The following is a 17,502-nucleotide window of genomic DNA, read 5'->3' on the forward strand; positions in this document are numbered from 1 at the left end:
ACAGATATTTATTCTTTTGTTGCTTGTTCTGTATTTACTAAAACAGAGCTATTTTTTTGCTTTTTAAGTTGTTTTTTTTCAGCCCTTCTCATCTTAAAAAATTGGCTTAAAAGCTGTGAACACTCTTCACCTAATACACCTGACGTTATCTCAACTTTATGGTTCATTCCGGGATGCTGTAAGATATCAATAAATGAACCAGCTGCACCTGTTTTTAGATCAGATGCACCATAAACAACACGTTTTACCCGGCTATGCACAATCGCCCCAGCACACATTACACAAGGCTCGAGAGTAATATATAGAGTAGCATCGAGGAGTCGATAATTCTGCAAATGCTTCCCCCCCTTGCGTAATGCCATAATCTCTGCATGTGCTGTAGGATCGTTATCGATAATTGAATGATTCCATCCCTTAGCAATGATTTTATTATCGACGACTAATACAGCACCTACCGGTATTTCACCGATCTCTTGTGCTTTGTGCGCTTGCTCAATCGCTTTATTCATCCAATAAATATCATCTTTAACTTTATTCACAAGGATATCTCTTCATTATCATATAGCGGGCTATTGTACCCTGTTTTCTATTGATAACTAAAGAGATTGCCTTGAATTGTTTATGACAAAAATAGCCAAATATAACTTTAGTTTACACGAGCCTCTGTTGCTAATTTAATCGCTAAAGCCCCTAAAATTGTAGTCATAAACCAACGTTGAATTAATGCCCAACGTGGTCTTTGCATAAAAAATCCAGCTATTGAGCCCGCGGCAATAACAATCAAGGCATTCACTGCAATACTAATAACAATTTGGATACTACCAAGGACTAATGACTGATTTAATACGCTGCCATTTCCAATGGTTATAAATTGAGGTAGAAGTGAAAGGTACATCAATGCAATTTTAGGATTGAGAAGATTAGTGACAAATCCCATCACAAAAAGCTTTGTCGTATTACCTGAAAGGAGTTTTTTTGGATGAAAGATAGAGCGACCACCGGGTTTAATAGACTGCCAAGCAATATAAAACAGATAAATTGCACCACAAATTTTCAAGGTATCATAAGCATAAGGCACCGCCATAAAAATTGCAGTAATACCAAATGCAGCTAATAACATATAAAAAATATAGCCAACAGCCACACCGATTAATGAAATAAACCCTGCTTTTTTCCCTTGAGAGATTGAGCGTGATATCAGGTAAATCATATTAGGTCCCGGTGTTAGTACCAAACCCAAGGACAGTAGTGCGAATGTCCACATATTGAATAGTGTTGGCATAGTATCCCCCTTATTTATCGCATTATTTAACATCAAGAACAGAGTGTTAGGTGTGCGGGATACCACAAAAATACTCTTTAGTGTTAATACCAATGTTTAGACTATTATTCACATAATCTGATAGATCATTTGAGTGATGTTACTTTAGGAAATGCCTTAGAAATGGTAATCTTACTTTCTTTGCTTCATACCTAAAGCAAGAAGATTTGGGCGATATCCCCATTTGAATGATAAAACGCTATTTTATCGGATATAGCGACACAAAACTGATAGATGGTAACATATAAGTGCAAGATATAAGTTACTGAAATTTAATAATTTATATATTAAGTGACTGATATGGCTTTACTAATTACGAAGAAATGCATCAACTGCGATATGTGTGAACCAGAGTGCCCAAATGATGCTATTTCAATGGGGGATGATATTTATGAAATTAATCCTGACCTTTGCACTGAATGTGTAGGACATTACGATAAACCAACTTGCCAATCGGTTTGTCCGATTACTAACACGATCATCATTGATCCTACTCATACTGAATCTCAAGATGAATTATGGGAAAAATTTGTGTTGATCCACCACGCAGATAAGATCTAAACCTTACTCCATGATTTTGTGGGTGATAAATCTAAGAGAGCTATTTTTCTAAACTATTTTTCTAAAATAACTGTCGCACAGGCATAGCGCTGTTCATCAGCAAGTGTCACGTGAATAGAGTTTATCCCCGCTTTCTCTGCCATCTCTTTTGCAACCGCTAAAAAATGCAATGTAGGTTTGCCTAATTCATCATTACGCACTTCAAAATGATTAAAAGCCAATCCTAAACGAATACCTGTTCCTAATGCTTTTGCCGCAGCCTCTTTTACTGCAAACCGCTTAGCTAAAAAGCGTATTGGCTGTTTATGGGATTGATAAATTTCCCATTCTGCATTAGTAAGAATGCGACGAGCAAGGCGTTCACCAGAACGCCCTATAATTTCTTCGATACGTGATATTTCAACAATATCCATACCTAAACCAACAATAGCCATTAGCGACGCGCTTCTCGCATTAAACGTTTCATTTCTTCAACTGCGGGCGCTAAACCACTAAATACAGCTCTACCAATAATGGCATGACCAATATTCAGTTCATACAATTCAGGTAAAGCAGCAATGCGCTGTACGTTGTGATAATGCAAACCATGTCCTGCATTCACTTTTAAGCCTTTAGATGCAGCATAAGTCACAGCATCACGAATACGTACAAATTCTTTTTCTTGAGCCATTTCATCTTCAGCGTCAGCATAAGCGCCAGTGTGGATCTCAATAAAAGGTGCGCCAACACGATCCGCTGCGTTAATTTGTTCATGATCAGGGTCAATAAACAGAGAAACTTTAATACCCGCCAAAGATAAGCGCTTAATGGCATCGGATATCTTTTCTTCATTAGCAACAACATCTAAACCACCTTCTGTTGTTACTTCTTGGCGTTTCTCCGGCACTAAGCAACAAAAATCAGGTTGTGTCTGGCACGCGATCTCGATCATTTCTTCAGTGACTGCCATTTCCAGATTTAATCTTGTCTGAACTGTTTGGCTTATCAGCATTAAGTCACGATCAGTGATATGACGTCTATCTTCACGTAAATGAATAGTGATACCATCAGCGCCCGCTTGTTCTGCAATAAAAGCCGCTTGAACAGGATCGGGATACGTTGTGCCACGGGCATTACGAAGGGTGGCGATATGGTCAATATTAACGCCAAGTAGAATATCAGACATGCTCTTCTCCTGAAAAATAACGTTGCATTACCTTAGTTTACACATTCCATAGAGAAGAAAAAGACAATATTACTATTCTACTATCAATGCTCTTTTCTTTGGGGCTTTTTTAATAGCAAATTGCCTAAAAAGTTCTCTACTTTTTAATGGTTTTCCACCTAAATAGGGCTTTAATGCCATTCTAGTAAACCTTTTTGCCGCTTTTAATGTTTCAACAGTAGGAAATTCGCGACTGGCTAAAGATTTTAATTCAAATCCAGTAAAACTATTATGATCAACCACTAAACTTGCAATAAAACCTTTTTCTTCTCGATAACGATAAGTCATCGAATCTGAAACAGGCTCTCCACTTCCTGCACAATGCAAAAAATCTAAGCCATAACCAAGTTGGGTTAATAACGCCAGTTCAAAGCGTCTTAAGGCTGCTTCTGATGTAGTGTCGCTAGCTGCAAGAATTTGTAAGCAAGAAAGATATTCAAAAAAAAGCACACTGTAAGAAGTGCCATTTTCCAAAACACGAGACAAGAGTTCATTAAGATACAGACCACTATAAAGAACAGAGCCTGTTAATGGTAAAGCTAAAGAGATAGGTTCAGCATCACGAAGGGTTTTAACTTCTCCTCGCCCACTCCAACGAATGAGCAAAGGAGTAAAAGGTTGAAGTGCCCCTTTTAAGGGTGAACGACGGCCTCGCGCACCTTTTGACAATATGCGTACTCGCCCTTCATTTTCAGTGAAAAAATCGAGTAATAGACTCGTTTCACTGTAAGGTCGAGCATGGATAACGAATGCACGTTGCCAGCCATCCACTTCAGTTACCTACTTTAAATCGTCCACATAGCCAAGGCTACGTAAAGCACGTTCATCATCAGCCCAGCCAGCTTTAACCTTCACCCAAAGTTCTAAGTGAACTTTGTTTTCAAATAGGTCTTCCATATCCATACGGGCTTCGGTACCAATTTTCTTGATTTTTACGCCTTTATTACCAATAACCATTTTTTTCTGGCCTTCTCGTTCAACCAGAATTAATCCGTGGATATCGTAACCACCGCGTTCATTAGTAACAAATTGCTCAATTTCAACAGTGACAGAATAAGGTAATTCTTCACCTAAGAAACGCATCAATTTCTCACGAATAATTTCTGACGCCATAAAACGTTGAGAGCGATCAGTAATATAATCTTCAGGGAAATGATGAATAGCTTCTGGCAGACATTTACGAACAATTTTTGCAATCGTATCGATATTCATGTCTTTTTCTGCACTAATTGGTACAACATCAAGAAAATCCATTTGTTGGCTTAAAAAGCCAATATGTGGAAGTAACTTGGTTTTATCAATAACGTTATCCACTTTATTAATTGCTAATAAAACAGGGCAACGCAATGATTTTAATTTGTTTAATACCATTTCGTCGTCAGGCGTCCAGTTGGTGCCTTCAACAACAAAAATCACCAGTTCAACGTCACCAATCGAGCTACTTGCTGCGCGGTTCATTAGTCTGTTGATAGCTCGCTTTTCTTCAATATGCAAGCCCGGTGTATCAACATAAATCGCTTGGTAAGCACCATCAGTATCAATACCCATGATACGATGACGCGTTGTTTGCGGTTTACGTGATGTAATAGAAACTTTCTGCCCCAATAATTGGTTCAGTAGTGTTGATTTTCCCACATTTGGGCGACCGACTATCGCAATAAATCCGCAATAGGTTTGTTCTTCGCTCATTCAAGCTCCAGTTGTATTAATGCCTGTTCAGCAGCGGCTTGTTCAGCTTTTCGACGGCTTGTACCCATCCCTTTGACAGGTTGATCGATACCGCTTATCTGACAATGGATCGTAAACTCTTGGTCATGGGCTTCACCGCGAACCTGCACCACAATATAAGATGGTAGTGGTAGATGGCGCCCTTGCAGATATTCTTGCAGACGAGTTTTAGGATCTTTTTGCTTATCGCCCGGGCTGATTTCAGCCAAACGATTCTCATACCATTTTAAAATAATTTTTTCGATATTTTGAATATCACTATCAAGGAAAATAGCACCAATTAAAGCTTCCACCGTATCCGCTAAAATTGATTCTCGGCGGAAACCGCCACTTTTTAATTCTCCAGGGCCTAAACGCAGACATTCACCTAGTTCAAATTCACGCGCTAATTCAGCGAGTGTATTACCACGAACAAGCGTTGCTCTCATTCGGCTCATATCCCCTTCATCAACACGAGGAAATCGATGATAGAGCGCATTAGCAATAACATAGCTCAGAATTGAATCACCTAAAAATTCTAAACGTTCATTGTGTTTGCTGCTTGCACTACGATGCGTCAAAGCCTGTAGTAATAATTCATTTTGCGTAAAAGTATAGCCCAGTTTCTTTTGTAACTGGTTTACTAATAAAGTATTCATGTGCGATCAAGTTCCATAACTTAATTTGAAGCACACGCAACAAATCTGTTTAAGACAACGAGAAATTATCGGGTTGGATAACAGAACTGTTGCGTTTGCACTGGCTCCTGTGAATAACAGGAGCCAATCATATTTAAAGAAGTGACATATTCTACACTGAGATAGAAAGGAATGCTGTAGCTATTTTGTCAATAGTTACTTGATGCCACCGATACGACTGAGACGAACACCTGTAGGCCATTCATTCTCTTGTTTTTCAAAGCTCATCCAAATCGTTGTCGCTTTACCGACTAAATTTTTCTCTGGCACAAAGCCCCAGAAACGACTGTCAGAACTTCCATCACGATTATCCCCCATCATAAAATAATGATCTTCAGGAACAATCCAAGTACCAACAGGTAACCCTGGTTGGATAAACTCAGGCATCGTCATATCACCAGGTATCGTCATAATACGGTGAGAGACTTTTCCTATTGTTTCTACGCGTTCTTCTTCACGTAATTGAGTTGCTGTTGAAATAGGATCTTCAATTGGAATTGATTTCATGCCATTTATACGCTGACCACCTGGTACGTTTTGTAACAACAACGTCCATTCACTTGGATAAGCGGTACCATAAGTCACCGAAATCTCATCGTTGCAAATCGCTTTATTACAATTTGGGTAGATATGTATTTTTTTCGACATCATATCATAAACAATTTTATCGCCCGGTAACCCAATAACACGTTTAATAAAGTCAGTAGAAGGATCACGAGGATATTTAAAGACAGCAATATCACCTCGTTTAGGCTTTCCTGTATTTATTAACGTTGTTTGTGTTATTGGATCTTTTAATCCATAAGCAAACTTTTCAACCAAGATAAAATCACCAACCAATAAGGTTGGCATCATGGAGCGAGAAGGTATTTGAAACGGCTCATACACAAATGAACGCAAAACCAAAACAATAATCAATACTGGAAAAAGAGAACCCAAGGTTTCAGCCCAGCTTGGCTTATTGATTGATTTTGCTAACTCTTGCTGATCCTCGGTCCCTTGCGTCATCTCTTGAAGACGCTTTAGTTTTGCTTTTCGGGCTGGCTTGAGCTTAAAGCGCTCAATTCCCCAAAAAACTCCCGTTATTAGCGTTGCCAGTGTTAGGATCAAGGCAAACGTGTTAGCCATGTTTTCTCCTTAAATTATTTATCTTTACCAACATGAAGGATGGCTAAAAACGCTTCTTGCGGTAACTCTACGTTACCAATTTGCTTCATACGTTTTTTACCATCTTTCTGTTTCTGTAACAGTTTTTTCTTACGGCTAACGTCACCACCATAACATTTGGCTAATACGTTTTTACGTAACTGTTTAACAGTTGAACGAGCAATAATATGGTTACCAATTGCCGCTTGAATAGCGATATCAAACTGTTGGCGTGGAATAAATTCTTTCATTTTTTCCACCAATTCACGTCCACGATAAGGTGCATTATCGTTATGTGTAATCAATGCTAATGCATCAACACGATCACCGTTTATTAAGACATCAACACGCACCATGTTAGAACCTTGGAAGCGGATAAAGTTATAGTCTAAAGAGGCATAACCGCGTGATGTGGATTTTAATCGGTCAAAGAAATCTAAGACCACTTCAGCCATCGGAATTTCGTAAGTCAATGAGACCTGATTACCATGATAGACCATATTGGTCTGAACACCGCGTTTTTCGATACATAAAGTAATTACATTACCTAAGTATTCTTGCGGTAATAACATATGACATTCAGCAATAGGCTCTCTGATTTCTTCGATATTATTCAGTGGCGGTAATTTAGACGGACTATCCACTAATACAATATCACCATTCGTCATTTCAACTTCATAAACAACGGTTGGTGCTGTTGTGATCAGGTCAAGGTCATATTCACGCTCTAAACGTTCTTGAATGATCTCCATATGAAGAAGGCCCAAGAAACCACAACGGAAACCAAAACCTAATGCTGTTGAACTTTCTGGTTCGTAGAATAATGATGCGTCATTAAGACTTAACTTGCCCAATGCATCACGAAATGATTCATAGTCGTCAGAGCTAATTGGGAATAAACCCGCATAAACCTGTGGCTTCACTTTTTTAAAGCCCGGCAGTGGTTTATCTGCTGGTTTTTGTGCAGCTGTTAAAGTATCCCCAACAGGGGCACCTAAAATATCTTTAATACCACAAACAACCCAACCCACTTCACCACAATTTAATGATGTTGTATCAATTTGTTTTGGTGTGAAAATACCAATACGATCAATGTTATAAACTTGACCAGTACTCATCACCTTGATTTTATCGCCTTTACTTACTTTACCGTTTTTAACACGGATCAGTGAAACAACACCAAGATAGTTATCAAACCATGAATCGATGATCAGCGCTTGTAATGGAGCTTCAGGATCACCTTCAGGTGCTGGAATTTCTTTAACAAGACGTTCAATAACTTCTTTAACACCTATACCTGTTTTTGCGGAACAACGTACTGCATCTGTGGCATCAATTCCCACGATGTCTTCAATTTCTTCAGCAACGCGCTCAGGTTCAGCTGCAGGTAAATCTATTTTATTTAAAACTGGAACGACGGTGAGATCCATATCCATCGCCGTATAGCAGTTTGCTAATGTTTGTGCTTCAACCCCTTGTCCTGCATCAACGACCAATAAGGCGCCTTCACAAGCAGCAAGTGAACGAGATACTTCATAAGAGAAGTCAACGTGTCCTGGGGTATCGATAAAGTTAAGCTGATAAACTTCACCGTCATCTGCGGTGTAATTCAAGGTTACGCTTTGCGCTTTGATTGTAATACCACGTTCACGCTCAAGATCCATAGAATCAAGAACCTGCGCAGCCATTTCACGATCTGATAAGCCACCACAAATTTGAATAATTCGATCTGATAACGTCGATTTACCGTGGTCAATATGTGCGATAATGGAAAAGTTACGTATGTTTTTCATTCTGAAATTATTTTTCTCTATTGCTTTGCTCTATAAATCTGGCTTTGGAGTCATTCATGGACACAAAGCGAAAACTCTATATTGCAGGAGTTATTATTGATGACGCATTCTACACACTAGAGACATTATACTCAAAGAAACGTTCATCAAACACAAACATTTATGCTAAGACTTACATTTATTTGTGGTTTTTTTGAGGTAATTTCCAGATATAGAGACGTGTTAATTTAAAATGAAAACGATAACGAAATTAGCCAAGCAAAAAATAATGGGGCTAATGCCCCATCTTTTTTATCTGCTAGCTACTCTTAAAATTGAACCTTAAGTTCATGAGGAGGAAGGCCTATTTGTAATATAACAGGCTCAAACCCTTCGTCTTTACTCCACCATGTTGCCACTTTTTTTGCTAATAAAAAACCAAGAAGGCCACCAGCAAGACCACTACAAAAAATAGCAAATTCACTGGAAAACCAAAGGCTCGCAATGCCCGCAACAATAAATAGGCCAATAAGTGGCGTTAAGTACACCAACATAGCAGAAAGGAGTAAATTATTTTCGGGTATCCCTACTTCCACTTTTTGCCCTTCAACTAAAGGTTGTGCAACAGGAAGTTCGAGTTGATGAACAGTTTCGGGCCCTATTTTATTTAATAAATAAGAGCCACACGCGGCACGAGCTTGGCAACTACCACAGCCAGAAGAGGAACCGTAGCGCAATAACGCTCTTCCTTCATGCCAATGTATAACTGTTGCCCACTCTTTAACCATAACTTATACCTTTTACTTTTTCGTAAATACAACACTGTTAACTATCTTCTGTGCCGTAGAAAATGGTAATTGACCAATAAAGGTAATTTCATTGCCTTCTTTGTCATAGGTATAAATTGTATTACGACCATACCTTAACATTTTATCGCGTTCGGGCGAATTTGTTTGCTGGCCACTTTTATTAACATAAATAGAGAAATCAAATAAGCCATCACTAAATAAAATAGACTGACTAAACTCAGTTTCAGAAATCTGATGATTACTACGTTTTACTTCTTTGAAACCATCAGGTAACTCATTAACTGACCAGTTATAAACTAAAGATTTAGATTTAGGAATAAGTAATACTGGTGGCATATTCACAGTACGCAATGAATTCAATTTGGTTTCAACCTCATTGCCTTCATTCACCGTAATCACTCTAAATTGTTCAATAATGTCATTATTTTTATCTAAAAGATCCACTCTTAGAGGAAGATATCTTTCTTCATCAATAAACAGGACATAATCATAACGGTCATTATTTTTTGATAATACACGCACAACGCGACTTGGAATATCACCAATATGGGTTCTACCTGCATCGATAAAGTTATAATACCCTGATAACTCATTGAAATTTTGGTAGATAATAGCAGGGACATAATCAACAATATGATCATTTCTTAAGCTAAAGGCATCTAATCCAGGCTCAAAATAGCTAATTTCATTACCACGTTGAACAATTTCACGACGTGTACTGTCCATTTGCATTAGCTGTGCAAGGGGTTTGCCATCAATAAGAGTATGACGATAGCGAATAGGAACAATACCTTGAGAATTGATATTGATAAAAGATAATTCATAGGTAGAAGTTTTACTTGTATGACCCATCTTTTGCAACAAAGCCTCGACACTACCTGTTTGAGGTTGTGCCAAGGCTTGTATCGACATTGACAGGCTGCCCACCAACAATAAGGCGGATAACCATGATTTTTTCATTACGACTGTTTCATTCCCACACGTTATTTATACATTCACGCCGTTATTATTGCTGTGCAACTACTGGTTGAGTTACACCTTGTTCATTCGCAGGTGCTTCATTTTGTGGTGCATTATAAATACGACGATCTAATTCGTACTGTTGCAACATTAAGCCAAGACGCTGATTGCGCTCTTGTAAACGTGTTTGCTGATCTTTGCCTAAAGTATCGTTTTGAAGATTTAAACTTACTGGTGCACCTGACCCCATGATAGGTTGGGTATTAAATACAGGTGTGTCTACTTGAAAATCTTCAGAACCATTCTTTCCATTATATTGCTGAACACCAACAATAACAGCTAATGAAACACAAGCCGCGACACCGATTTGAGTTAACTGACTTGCCCAAGGACGTAACGTTTGTAAAAAAGAGTGCTGACGCCATTGTGATGGCGCAGGTTGCTGCTCTCGTTGTTGTTCAGGACTTATGCGGACAGGCTCATTCTCTAAAGCGAGCGCAACGCGACTTGCGATATCAAAGTGGACTACTTCACCTACATCACCACGCATTGTGTCACGAATTAAATGGTAACGTTGCCATGTTTCCTTCATGGAGTCATCACGCGCAATTGTTCCCATTAATTCTTTATCAAGAACTTCGCCATCCATAAATGCAGAAAGTTTTTCTTTTTGCATGTAAAAGTACCCTTCAGTCAATGATGGTTCACCCACAATCAAAACTCTTGTATTAATGGTTGAACCTTATTATCAATAGCTTCTCGCGCCCTAAAAATACGTGAACGTACTGTTCCGACAGGGCAATCCATAATGACTGCTATCTCTTCATAGCTCAGTCCGTCAAGTTCCCGAAGTGTTATAGCAACCCTTAGATCTTCAGGTAATGACTCTATGGTGTGAAAAACCACTCTCCGTAACTCTTCAGACAACATTAAATTCTCAGGGTTCGAAATTTCTTTTAATGCGTTTGGTGATTCAAAATTTTCAACATCACTCGCATCTAAATCATTTGAAGGCGGACGTCGCCCTTGTGCCACCAGATAATTTTTTGCGGTATTCACCGCAATTCGGTAAAGCCATGTATAAAAAGCACTATCACCACGAAAAGAACCTATGGCTCGGTAAGCTTTAATAAAGGCTTCCTGCGAAACATCTGGCACATCACCCTGTGGTACATAACGGGAAATCAGGCTTGCTACCTTGTGTTGATAGCGGATAACCAGCAAATTAAACGCATTCTGGTCACCATTTTGTACCTTTTCAACCAACATTTGGTCCGTTAACTGCTCGCTCATTAGAGATGGACTCTCCCGAAGTCAAGCTTCGCACTATTTTTAAATGACTCCGTCATATTTACTCTCGTTATTCCTTCTCGTTTTTTATGAGCTACATGACTTAGAGCGTAAAAATAGTATGAAGTTCAATTCAATCATTATTTTAAGAGATGAATCACAAAAAAATTATCATGGTGATCACCAACCAATATGCAATTTGCCAATAAAGAAACGATAACACAATGATATTATTTAGATATATACGATTACTTACAACAATATATATTATCTTAAACAGTGTATTATTAAATATAGATTTAATAATATAAATAAAAGTCAGTTACCCAAGATTGAAACTTATCCGTGTAATGACCTTCATTATGACGAATAATAAGCTCTTCTATATTACATTCAATGCAACTTTCACTTTGTCTTTGAAATGCTAACAATATTCGATGGTAGGGTTTATCCGCGCTATCTTTGATATTTACTCGCTTGACAATATTCCACTCTTTTTTTTCTGCTATTTCAATAAATTGTTCACCAATAGCATAGGGCAACACAACACAAAATAAACCGTCGTCTGTAATAAGTGATTGTGCACTGTCCAGTAATCCCTCATGTGTTAACGTTTTGGTATAACGCGCTTGTTCACGTACATCATTGCGACAAGCGATAGCAGGTTCAAAATAAGGTGGATTACTTACGATCAAATCATATTTATTTTGTATTTTCTCTGCATAATGATAAATATCATTATGATAAATGTGAATTAGCGAATGCCATGGCGCTCCTTGTGCATTTTCGGTCGCTTGTAATGCTGCGTTTTCATCAAGTTCAATACCATCAACACACTCGATTTGGTTAGCCCGTTGAGCTAACATTAAAGCAACTAACCCACTCCCCGTACCGATATCAAGAGCCCTTTTTACATTCTCGACGGGTGCCCAGGCTCCTAATAAAACGCCATCTGTCCCTACTTTCATTTCACACTTATCATGAGCAACAAAAAATTGCTTAAATGTAAAACCGCCTTTGCGTAATCCCGCTTTTTTCACTTTCTTTTGATTCATCTATAGGCTCTATTGATTCGTATTACTATCTCTTTTTTATTACTTATCATTCATGTCATTGAAAAAGAGATATATGGTATGATAACGCTTCTGCAACCCCTATCTTAACATTAAACTATTTGTATACGATGCGCGCTTATTTAGATTAAGCCTAAAAACAACGAATACCTTCGTCTATCGGTAATATATAATGTGATAGCGGTAAATCCGCTGGCTTTTAGCAGGGGATAATGTCAAAATCCGCGCCCTAAACAGAGGTATACAATGACAGCCACGACATTTTCTAGTCTTGAACTTGATGAAAGTTTATTGACCGCATTAGAAGAAAAAGGATATCAACGTCCTACTGCAATTCAAGCAGATGCTATTCCAGCAGCAATGGATGGACGTGATATTTTAGGCTCTGCGCCAACAGGCACAGGGAAAACTGCGGCCTTTTTGCTTCCGGCAATTCAACACTTGCTTGATTACCCACGTAAAAAATCAGGCCCGCCACGTATTCTTATCCTGACACCAACACGCGAACTTGCCATGCAAGTTGCCGAGCAGGCCAAAGAATTATGTGCGCACACACATTTAGATATCGCCACTATCACGGGCGGTGTTGCTTATATGAATCACGCTGAAGTCTTCAGCGAGAACCAAGATATCGTTGTTGCAACAACAGGTCGTTTATTACAGTACATCAAAGAAGAAAACTTTGACTGCCGTGCGGTAGAAATGCTGATTTTAGATGAAGCAGACCGCATGTTAGATATGGGTTTTGCTAATGATATTGAAACTATCGCGGGCGAAACTCGCTGGCGCAAACAGACATTACTATTCTCTGCAACACTTGAAGGTAATGCCGTCATTGATTTTGCACAACGTATCCTTAATGAGCCCGTTGAACTGAATGCTGATCCTTCACGTCGTGAACGTAAAAAAATTCAGCAGTTCTATTATCATGCTGATAATCTTGAACATAAAACAGCATTACTGGCCGCATTACTAAAGCAAGACGATGTTAAAAAATCGATTGTCTTTGTACGTAAAAGAGAACGAGTAAGAGAGCTCGTCTCTGCATTAGAAAAACAAGGTATTAAATGTAGCTATCTTGAAGGTGAGATGGCGCAAACACAACGTAATGATGCAATAAAACGATTAGAATCAGGCCAAATGAATGTATTAGTCGCAACAGATGTTGCTTCTCGTGGTCTTGATTTGGACGACATCACCCATGTGTTTAACTTTGATTTACCTCGCACTGCTGACGTCTATTTGCACCGTATTGGTCGCACAGGACGAGCTGGCCGCAAAGGTATCGCCATTTCATTAGTTGAAGCACACGATCACCCATTATTAGGTAAGATTGGCCGTTATGTTCAAGAGCCAATTAAATACCGTGTCGTCGCTGAGCTACGCCCAACCACTAAAGCACCAAGTCAAAAAGCAACGTTTAAACCATCTAAAAAAGTGCTGGCTAAACGTAAAGCGAAAAAAGACGAAGAGAAAAAAGCAGTTAAAGAAAAAGTACGTGCTCGCGATCGTAAAAATATTGGTAAGCGTCGTAAAACGGCAACCAATAGCACGACAAAAAGTACAGTGCCAATAAACTCAGCAAAAGAAACACTGACAGATAGCGAATAATCTGCATTATTTCTTCATTTATTTAGAGCCGTAGCGAATTAATATCGCTACGGTTTTTTATTTATCAATGTAAAATTTTACACATAAAAAAGCCCGATATTTTCATATCGAGCTTTATCAATAACTTATTACTTTAGTGAAAAATTACAGACTTTCAGTGAAAGTACGGGTAATAACATCACGTTGCTGTTCTGGAGTCAGTGAGTTAAAACGCACTGCATAACCAGAAACACGAATAGTTAATTGAGGGTATTTCTCAGGGTTGTTAACTGCATCTTCCAGTGTTTCACGGCTTAATACGTTAACGTTTAAGTGTTGACCACCTTCTACACGAACAACCGGTTTAGATTCTACAGGCACTTCACGGTATTCGATATTGCCTAATTCTTTACGGTTAATCACTTGGCCTTCTTCAAAGCCTTTTTTAGCACAGATGCAACGCGCTTCGCCGTTTTCATCATCTAATAACCAGAAAGAGTGTAATAAATCGTCGTTATCAGCTTTAGTAATTTGGATACCAGTAATCATTTCGACCTCCAATATGGGCACAAAATCAAATTCTAATCTTGGATCAGAACTTGGGTATTTGGTCTAACCAATGTTTCTATCTACTTATATACCAGTATAAATGGCGCCATTCTTTGATTAATATCAATAAAATTCATAAGCACTTTACCAACCAAGGTGCAAAGTGTTGTTTTAAATCAACAATCGCCCTCTCTTGATTTGCAATTTTTTTTGTAAATTTTAAAAGAAAATTTGAGAATTCAATTAATTCTAATTTTTAAACTGTTATATTTTCATTCATTCAATGATATCTGTAAGCTTAGGCACTATAAGATATCAATAAGGATTTTATGTTATGACTACTGCATTAACTTGGCATGATGTAATAGGTGCTGAAAAAGAAAAGCCTTACTTTCATCAAATTATGTCTCAAGTCGCGCAACAAAGAGAAGCAGGCAAAATTATTTATCCCCCTCAGGAAGACGTTTTCAATGCTTTTCGTTTTACACCTTTTGAAAATGTGAATGTCGTTATTTTAGGACAAGATCCTTATCATGGCCCAAACCAAGCTCATGGACTCTCTTTTTCAGTACGCCCAGGTGTACCTGCTCCCCCTTCACTCGTTAACATGTATAAAGAGCTTGAAAAAGAATACCCTGATTTTAAGCGCCCTAACCATGGCTATTTAGAAAGTTGGGCAAAACAAGGGGTTTTATTGCTTAATACCGTATTGACCGTAGAGAAAGGCCAAGCACATTCTCACGCTAATTATGGTTGGGAAATATTTACAGATGCTGTTATTGAGCAAATTAATCAGCGTAGAGAAGGAGTTATTTTCCTACTTTGGGGAGCTCATGCTCAGAAAAAAGGTCGTTTTATTGATACAAAAAAACACGTTATCTTAAAAGCCCCCCACCCATCACCACTTTCTGCACATAGAGGATTTTTAGGCTGTGGTCATTTTAAACAGGCTAATGATATTTTACAGCAACAAGGCCGAACACCTATCAACTGGTATCTTGACGCGATTAAGTAAGTCCTGCCTTTAAAATATAAAACCGCACAATAACTAGAAGATTTATAAACTTCGTATTGTGCGGTTTACTTTATCTACACTGAATAAAACGTGTGATAACGAATACTTTTATTAATGCTATTTAGAAACGATAACCATAGCTGGACGTAATAAACGACCATTCAAGGTATATCCTTTTTGCATAACATCAACAACATGATTAGACTCATGTTCAGGGCTATCAATCAATGTCATCGCTTGATGAACATCTGGGTTGAATGCTACATTTTTTTCTTCAACTACTTCAATGCCAAATTTACGAACGGCATCTAAGAATGACTTCAGTGTTAACTCTAACCCTTCAATCATTGGTTTTTGTGATTCATTTTCATGATCAGCAGCAGATAAAGCCCGCTCTAAATTATCAAGTACTGGCAATAATTCATTAGAAAATTTTTCAAGTGCAAATTTATGTGCTTTCTCAATATCTTGTTGAGTACGGCGACGTACATTTTCAACTTCAGCCAAAGCACGAGCCATAGCTTCACGCTCTGTTTTTTGTGATTGCTCCAGTTGTTTTTCGAGAGAATCAATACGCGCTAACGCCTCAACTAACTCAGCTTGAGCATTAAAATCCGCTTGTGCTTCTTCGGTCATTACCTGCTCTTGAGATTCATCCATTACAGATCCCATTCCTTCTTTTTCTTTTGAGACTTGCTCTTCATGTATATTTTGTTCTTTACTACTCATGAACATCTCCGCGTAGTTTTGGTATTCATCTTCATATTTAGTTTATTATGGGGATCAATAAACGGGTTTCAAGGAATTGGCGCAAAACGAGGGTAAAAAAATGCCAGATAATACCGTAACGGAAAAAAAACACTTTAAATGTATTGGCATTGTCGGCCATCCCCGCCATCCTGAGGCACTTTCAACACATGAAATGCTTTATCATTGGCTACAAGCTCAAGGCTATGATGTTATTATTGATACACAAGTTGCTCAAGAGCTAAAACTTAAAAATGCACAAACGGGTGATTTAACACAAGTGGGTAAAATCGCTGATCTTGTGATTGTCGTCGGAGGTGATGGCAACATGCTCGGAGCTGCACGTGTGTTATCTCGCTATAATATCAAAGTAATTGGCGTTAACCGTGGGAACTTAGGTTTTCTTACTGATCTCGATCCTGATAATGCCTTACAGCAATTAACCAATGTTCTTGCTGGGCATTATCGTGAAGAAAAACGGTTCTTGCTTGAAGCTCGAGTCTGCGCTGAAGGTCAAAGAACACGTATTGGTACAGCGATAAATGAAGTAGTGCTTCATCCTGGTAAAGTGGCTCATATGATTGAGTTTGAAGTTTATATTGATGATCGTTTTGCCTTTTCACAACGTTCTGACGGTTTAATTATTGCTACCCCCACAGGTTCAACCGCCTATTCATTGTCTGCTGGAGGCCCTATTTTAACTCCTAATCTTGATGCTATTGCGCTTGTACCTATGTTTCCCCATACCTTATCAGCTCGCCCTTTAGTTATCAGCAGTGATAGTCAAATTCGCTTAAAATTCTCACAAACGAATATCGATTATGAAGTCAGTTGTGATAGCCAATTAGTATTACCTATAAAAGAAGGCGATGAAGTCATCATTAAACGTAGCCGTCAAAAACTCAATTTGGTTCATCCTACTGATTACAATTATTTTAATACACTCAGCTCAAAATTAGGTTGGTCAAAAAAAATGTTCTAATTTTTGTGCCTCGCTACTTTACTGTATAAAAAACCAGTTTATACTGTATGTAATCACAGATATGTTTTTATACACAGG

20 protein-coding genes are annotated in these 17,502 nt (G+C 38.4%); 4 read left to right on the forward strand and 16 right to left on the reverse strand.

Annotated features, from left to right (window positions below; all coding sequences use genetic code 11):
- Nucleotides 1-8 precede the first annotated feature (8 nt).
- Both tadA and ABN080_RS09545 read right to left on the reverse strand, forming a co-directional pair.
- Nucleotides 9-539, reverse strand: a complete 531-nt coding sequence (tadA, locus tag ABN080_RS09540; RefSeq protein ID WP_197268990.1) for a tRNA adenosine(34) deaminase TadA — start codon at nt 537-539, stop codon at nt 9-11.
- 107 nt (nt 540-646) lie between these two features.
- Complete coding sequence (locus tag ABN080_RS09545; protein ID WP_349440902.1) at nt 647-1,282, reverse strand: LysE family translocator; 636 nt, start codon at nt 1,280-1,282, stop codon at nt 647-649.
- A gap of 339 nt (nt 1,283-1,621) precedes the next feature.
- Between ABN080_RS09545 and ABN080_RS09550 the strand changes: the two genes are divergently transcribed.
- The gene (locus ABN080_RS09550; protein ID WP_072068718.1) at nt 1,622-1,882 is read left to right on the forward strand and encodes a YfhL family 4Fe-4S dicluster ferredoxin; all 261 of its coding nucleotides are present in this window, start codon (nt 1,622-1,624) and stop codon (nt 1,880-1,882) included.
- 53 nt (nt 1,883-1,935) lie between these two features.
- Here the strand turns inward: ABN080_RS09550 and acpS are convergent, their stop codons facing one another.
- The 12 genes from acpS to trmN all read right to left on the reverse strand — a co-directional run bounded on the left by acpS (nt 1,936) and on the right by trmN (nt 12,523).
- Nucleotides 1,936-2,316 carry a holo-ACP synthase gene (gene acpS / locus ABN080_RS09555; protein WP_072068719.1) on the reverse strand — a complete coding sequence of 127 codons (381 nt, stop codon included), beginning with the start codon at nt 2,314-2,316 and terminating at the stop codon, nt 1,936-1,938.
- Nucleotides 2,316-3,047, reverse strand: coding sequence for a pyridoxine 5'-phosphate synthase (pdxJ, locus tag ABN080_RS09560; protein ID WP_072068720.1), 732 nt, complete (start codon nt 3,045-3,047; stop codon nt 2,316-2,318). Before pdxJ ends, acpS begins: the two co-directional genes overlap by 1 nt.
- A gap of 72 nt (nt 3,048-3,119) precedes the next feature.
- The gene (gene recO / locus ABN080_RS09565) at nt 3,120-3,857 is read right to left on the reverse strand and encodes a DNA repair protein RecO (protein WP_196553818.1); all 738 of its coding nucleotides are present in this window, start codon (nt 3,855-3,857) and stop codon (nt 3,120-3,122) included.
- A gap of 9 nt (nt 3,858-3,866) precedes the next feature.
- Nucleotides 3,867-4,775, reverse strand: coding sequence for a GTPase Era (era, locus tag ABN080_RS09570; RefSeq protein WP_036935334.1), 909 nt, complete (start codon nt 4,773-4,775; stop codon nt 3,867-3,869).
- Complete coding sequence (rnc, locus tag ABN080_RS09575; RefSeq protein WP_072068722.1) at nt 4,772-5,452, reverse strand: ribonuclease III; 681 nt, start codon at nt 5,450-5,452, stop codon at nt 4,772-4,774. Before rnc ends, era begins: the two co-directional genes overlap by 4 nt.
- A 195-nt stretch (nt 5,453-5,647) precedes the next feature.
- Nucleotides 5,648-6,619, reverse strand: a complete 972-nt coding sequence (gene lepB / locus ABN080_RS09580; RefSeq protein WP_196553819.1) for a signal peptidase I — start codon at nt 6,617-6,619, stop codon at nt 5,648-5,650.
- A gap of 14 nt (nt 6,620-6,633) precedes the next feature.
- On the reverse strand, nt 6,634-8,430 hold the full coding sequence (lepA, locus tag ABN080_RS09585) for a translation elongation factor 4 (protein ID WP_115350079.1): 1,797 nt from the start codon (nt 8,428-8,430) through the stop codon (nt 6,634-6,636).
- A 308-nt stretch (nt 8,431-8,738) separates the two neighbouring features.
- Nucleotides 8,739-9,197, reverse strand: coding sequence for a SoxR-reducing system protein RseC (rseC, locus tag ABN080_RS09590; protein ID WP_349440903.1), 459 nt, complete (start codon nt 9,195-9,197; stop codon nt 8,739-8,741).
- Nucleotides 9,198-9,209: 12 nt separating this feature from the next.
- A complete protein-coding gene (gene rseB / locus ABN080_RS09595; RefSeq protein ID WP_349440904.1) occupies nt 9,210-10,178 on the reverse strand; it encodes a sigma-E factor regulatory protein RseB in 969 nt (322 codons plus the stop codon).
- 46 nt (nt 10,179-10,224) lie between these two features.
- A complete protein-coding gene (rseA, locus tag ABN080_RS09600) occupies nt 10,225-10,854 on the reverse strand; it encodes an anti-sigma-E factor RseA (protein WP_349440905.1) in 630 nt (209 codons plus the stop codon).
- Nucleotides 10,855-10,892: 38 nt separating this feature from the next.
- Nucleotides 10,893-11,471: an RNA polymerase sigma factor RpoE gene (gene rpoE / locus ABN080_RS09605; RefSeq protein WP_023581594.1), complete on the reverse strand. Its 579-nt coding sequence runs from the start codon at nt 11,469-11,471 to the stop codon at nt 10,893-10,895.
- Nucleotides 11,472-11,767: 296 nt separating this feature from the next.
- Entirely contained in the window at nt 11,768-12,523 is a 756-nt protein-coding gene (gene trmN / locus ABN080_RS09610; protein ID WP_349440906.1) for a tRNA(1)(Val) (adenine(37)-N(6))-methyltransferase TrmN, read from the reverse strand.
- Nucleotides 12,524-12,787: 264 nt separating this feature from the next.
- On the opposite strand from trmN, the gene srmB reads away from it, so the two are divergent.
- A complete protein-coding gene (gene srmB / locus ABN080_RS09615; protein WP_197268988.1) occupies nt 12,788-14,152 on the forward strand; it encodes an ATP-dependent RNA helicase SrmB in 1,365 nt (454 codons plus the stop codon).
- 144 nt (nt 14,153-14,296) lie between these two features.
- On the opposite strand, the gene grcA is transcribed toward srmB, so the two are convergent.
- Nucleotides 14,297-14,680, reverse strand: coding sequence for an autonomous glycyl radical cofactor GrcA (gene grcA / locus ABN080_RS09620; RefSeq protein ID WP_023581591.1), 384 nt, complete (start codon nt 14,678-14,680; stop codon nt 14,297-14,299).
- A gap of 334 nt (nt 14,681-15,014) precedes the next feature.
- Between grcA and ung the strand changes: the two genes are divergently transcribed.
- Nucleotides 15,015-15,695, forward strand: coding sequence for a uracil-DNA glycosylase (gene ung / locus ABN080_RS09625; RefSeq protein WP_349440907.1), 681 nt, complete (start codon nt 15,015-15,017; stop codon nt 15,693-15,695).
- A 117-nt stretch (nt 15,696-15,812) separates the two neighbouring features.
- Here ung and grpE read toward each other — a convergent pair whose 3' ends face one another.
- Nucleotides 15,813-16,424 (reverse strand): nucleotide exchange factor GrpE, encoded by a 612-nt coding sequence (gene grpE / locus ABN080_RS09630; RefSeq protein ID WP_072068731.1) that lies wholly within the window; start codon nt 16,422-16,424, stop codon nt 15,813-15,815.
- Nucleotides 16,425-16,524: 100 nt separating this feature from the next.
- Between grpE and nadK the strand changes: the two genes are divergently transcribed.
- Nucleotides 16,525-17,424, forward strand: a complete 900-nt coding sequence (nadK, locus tag ABN080_RS09635) for an NAD(+) kinase (protein ID WP_072068732.1) — start codon at nt 16,525-16,527, stop codon at nt 17,422-17,424.
- Nucleotides 17,425-17,502: the final 78 nt, after the last annotated feature.

Source organism: Proteus sp. fly-1089, assembly GCF_040138965.1.
In the GTDB taxonomy this organism is placed as follows: Bacteria; Pseudomonadota; Gammaproteobacteria; order Enterobacterales; family Enterobacteriaceae; genus Proteus; species Proteus vulgaris_B.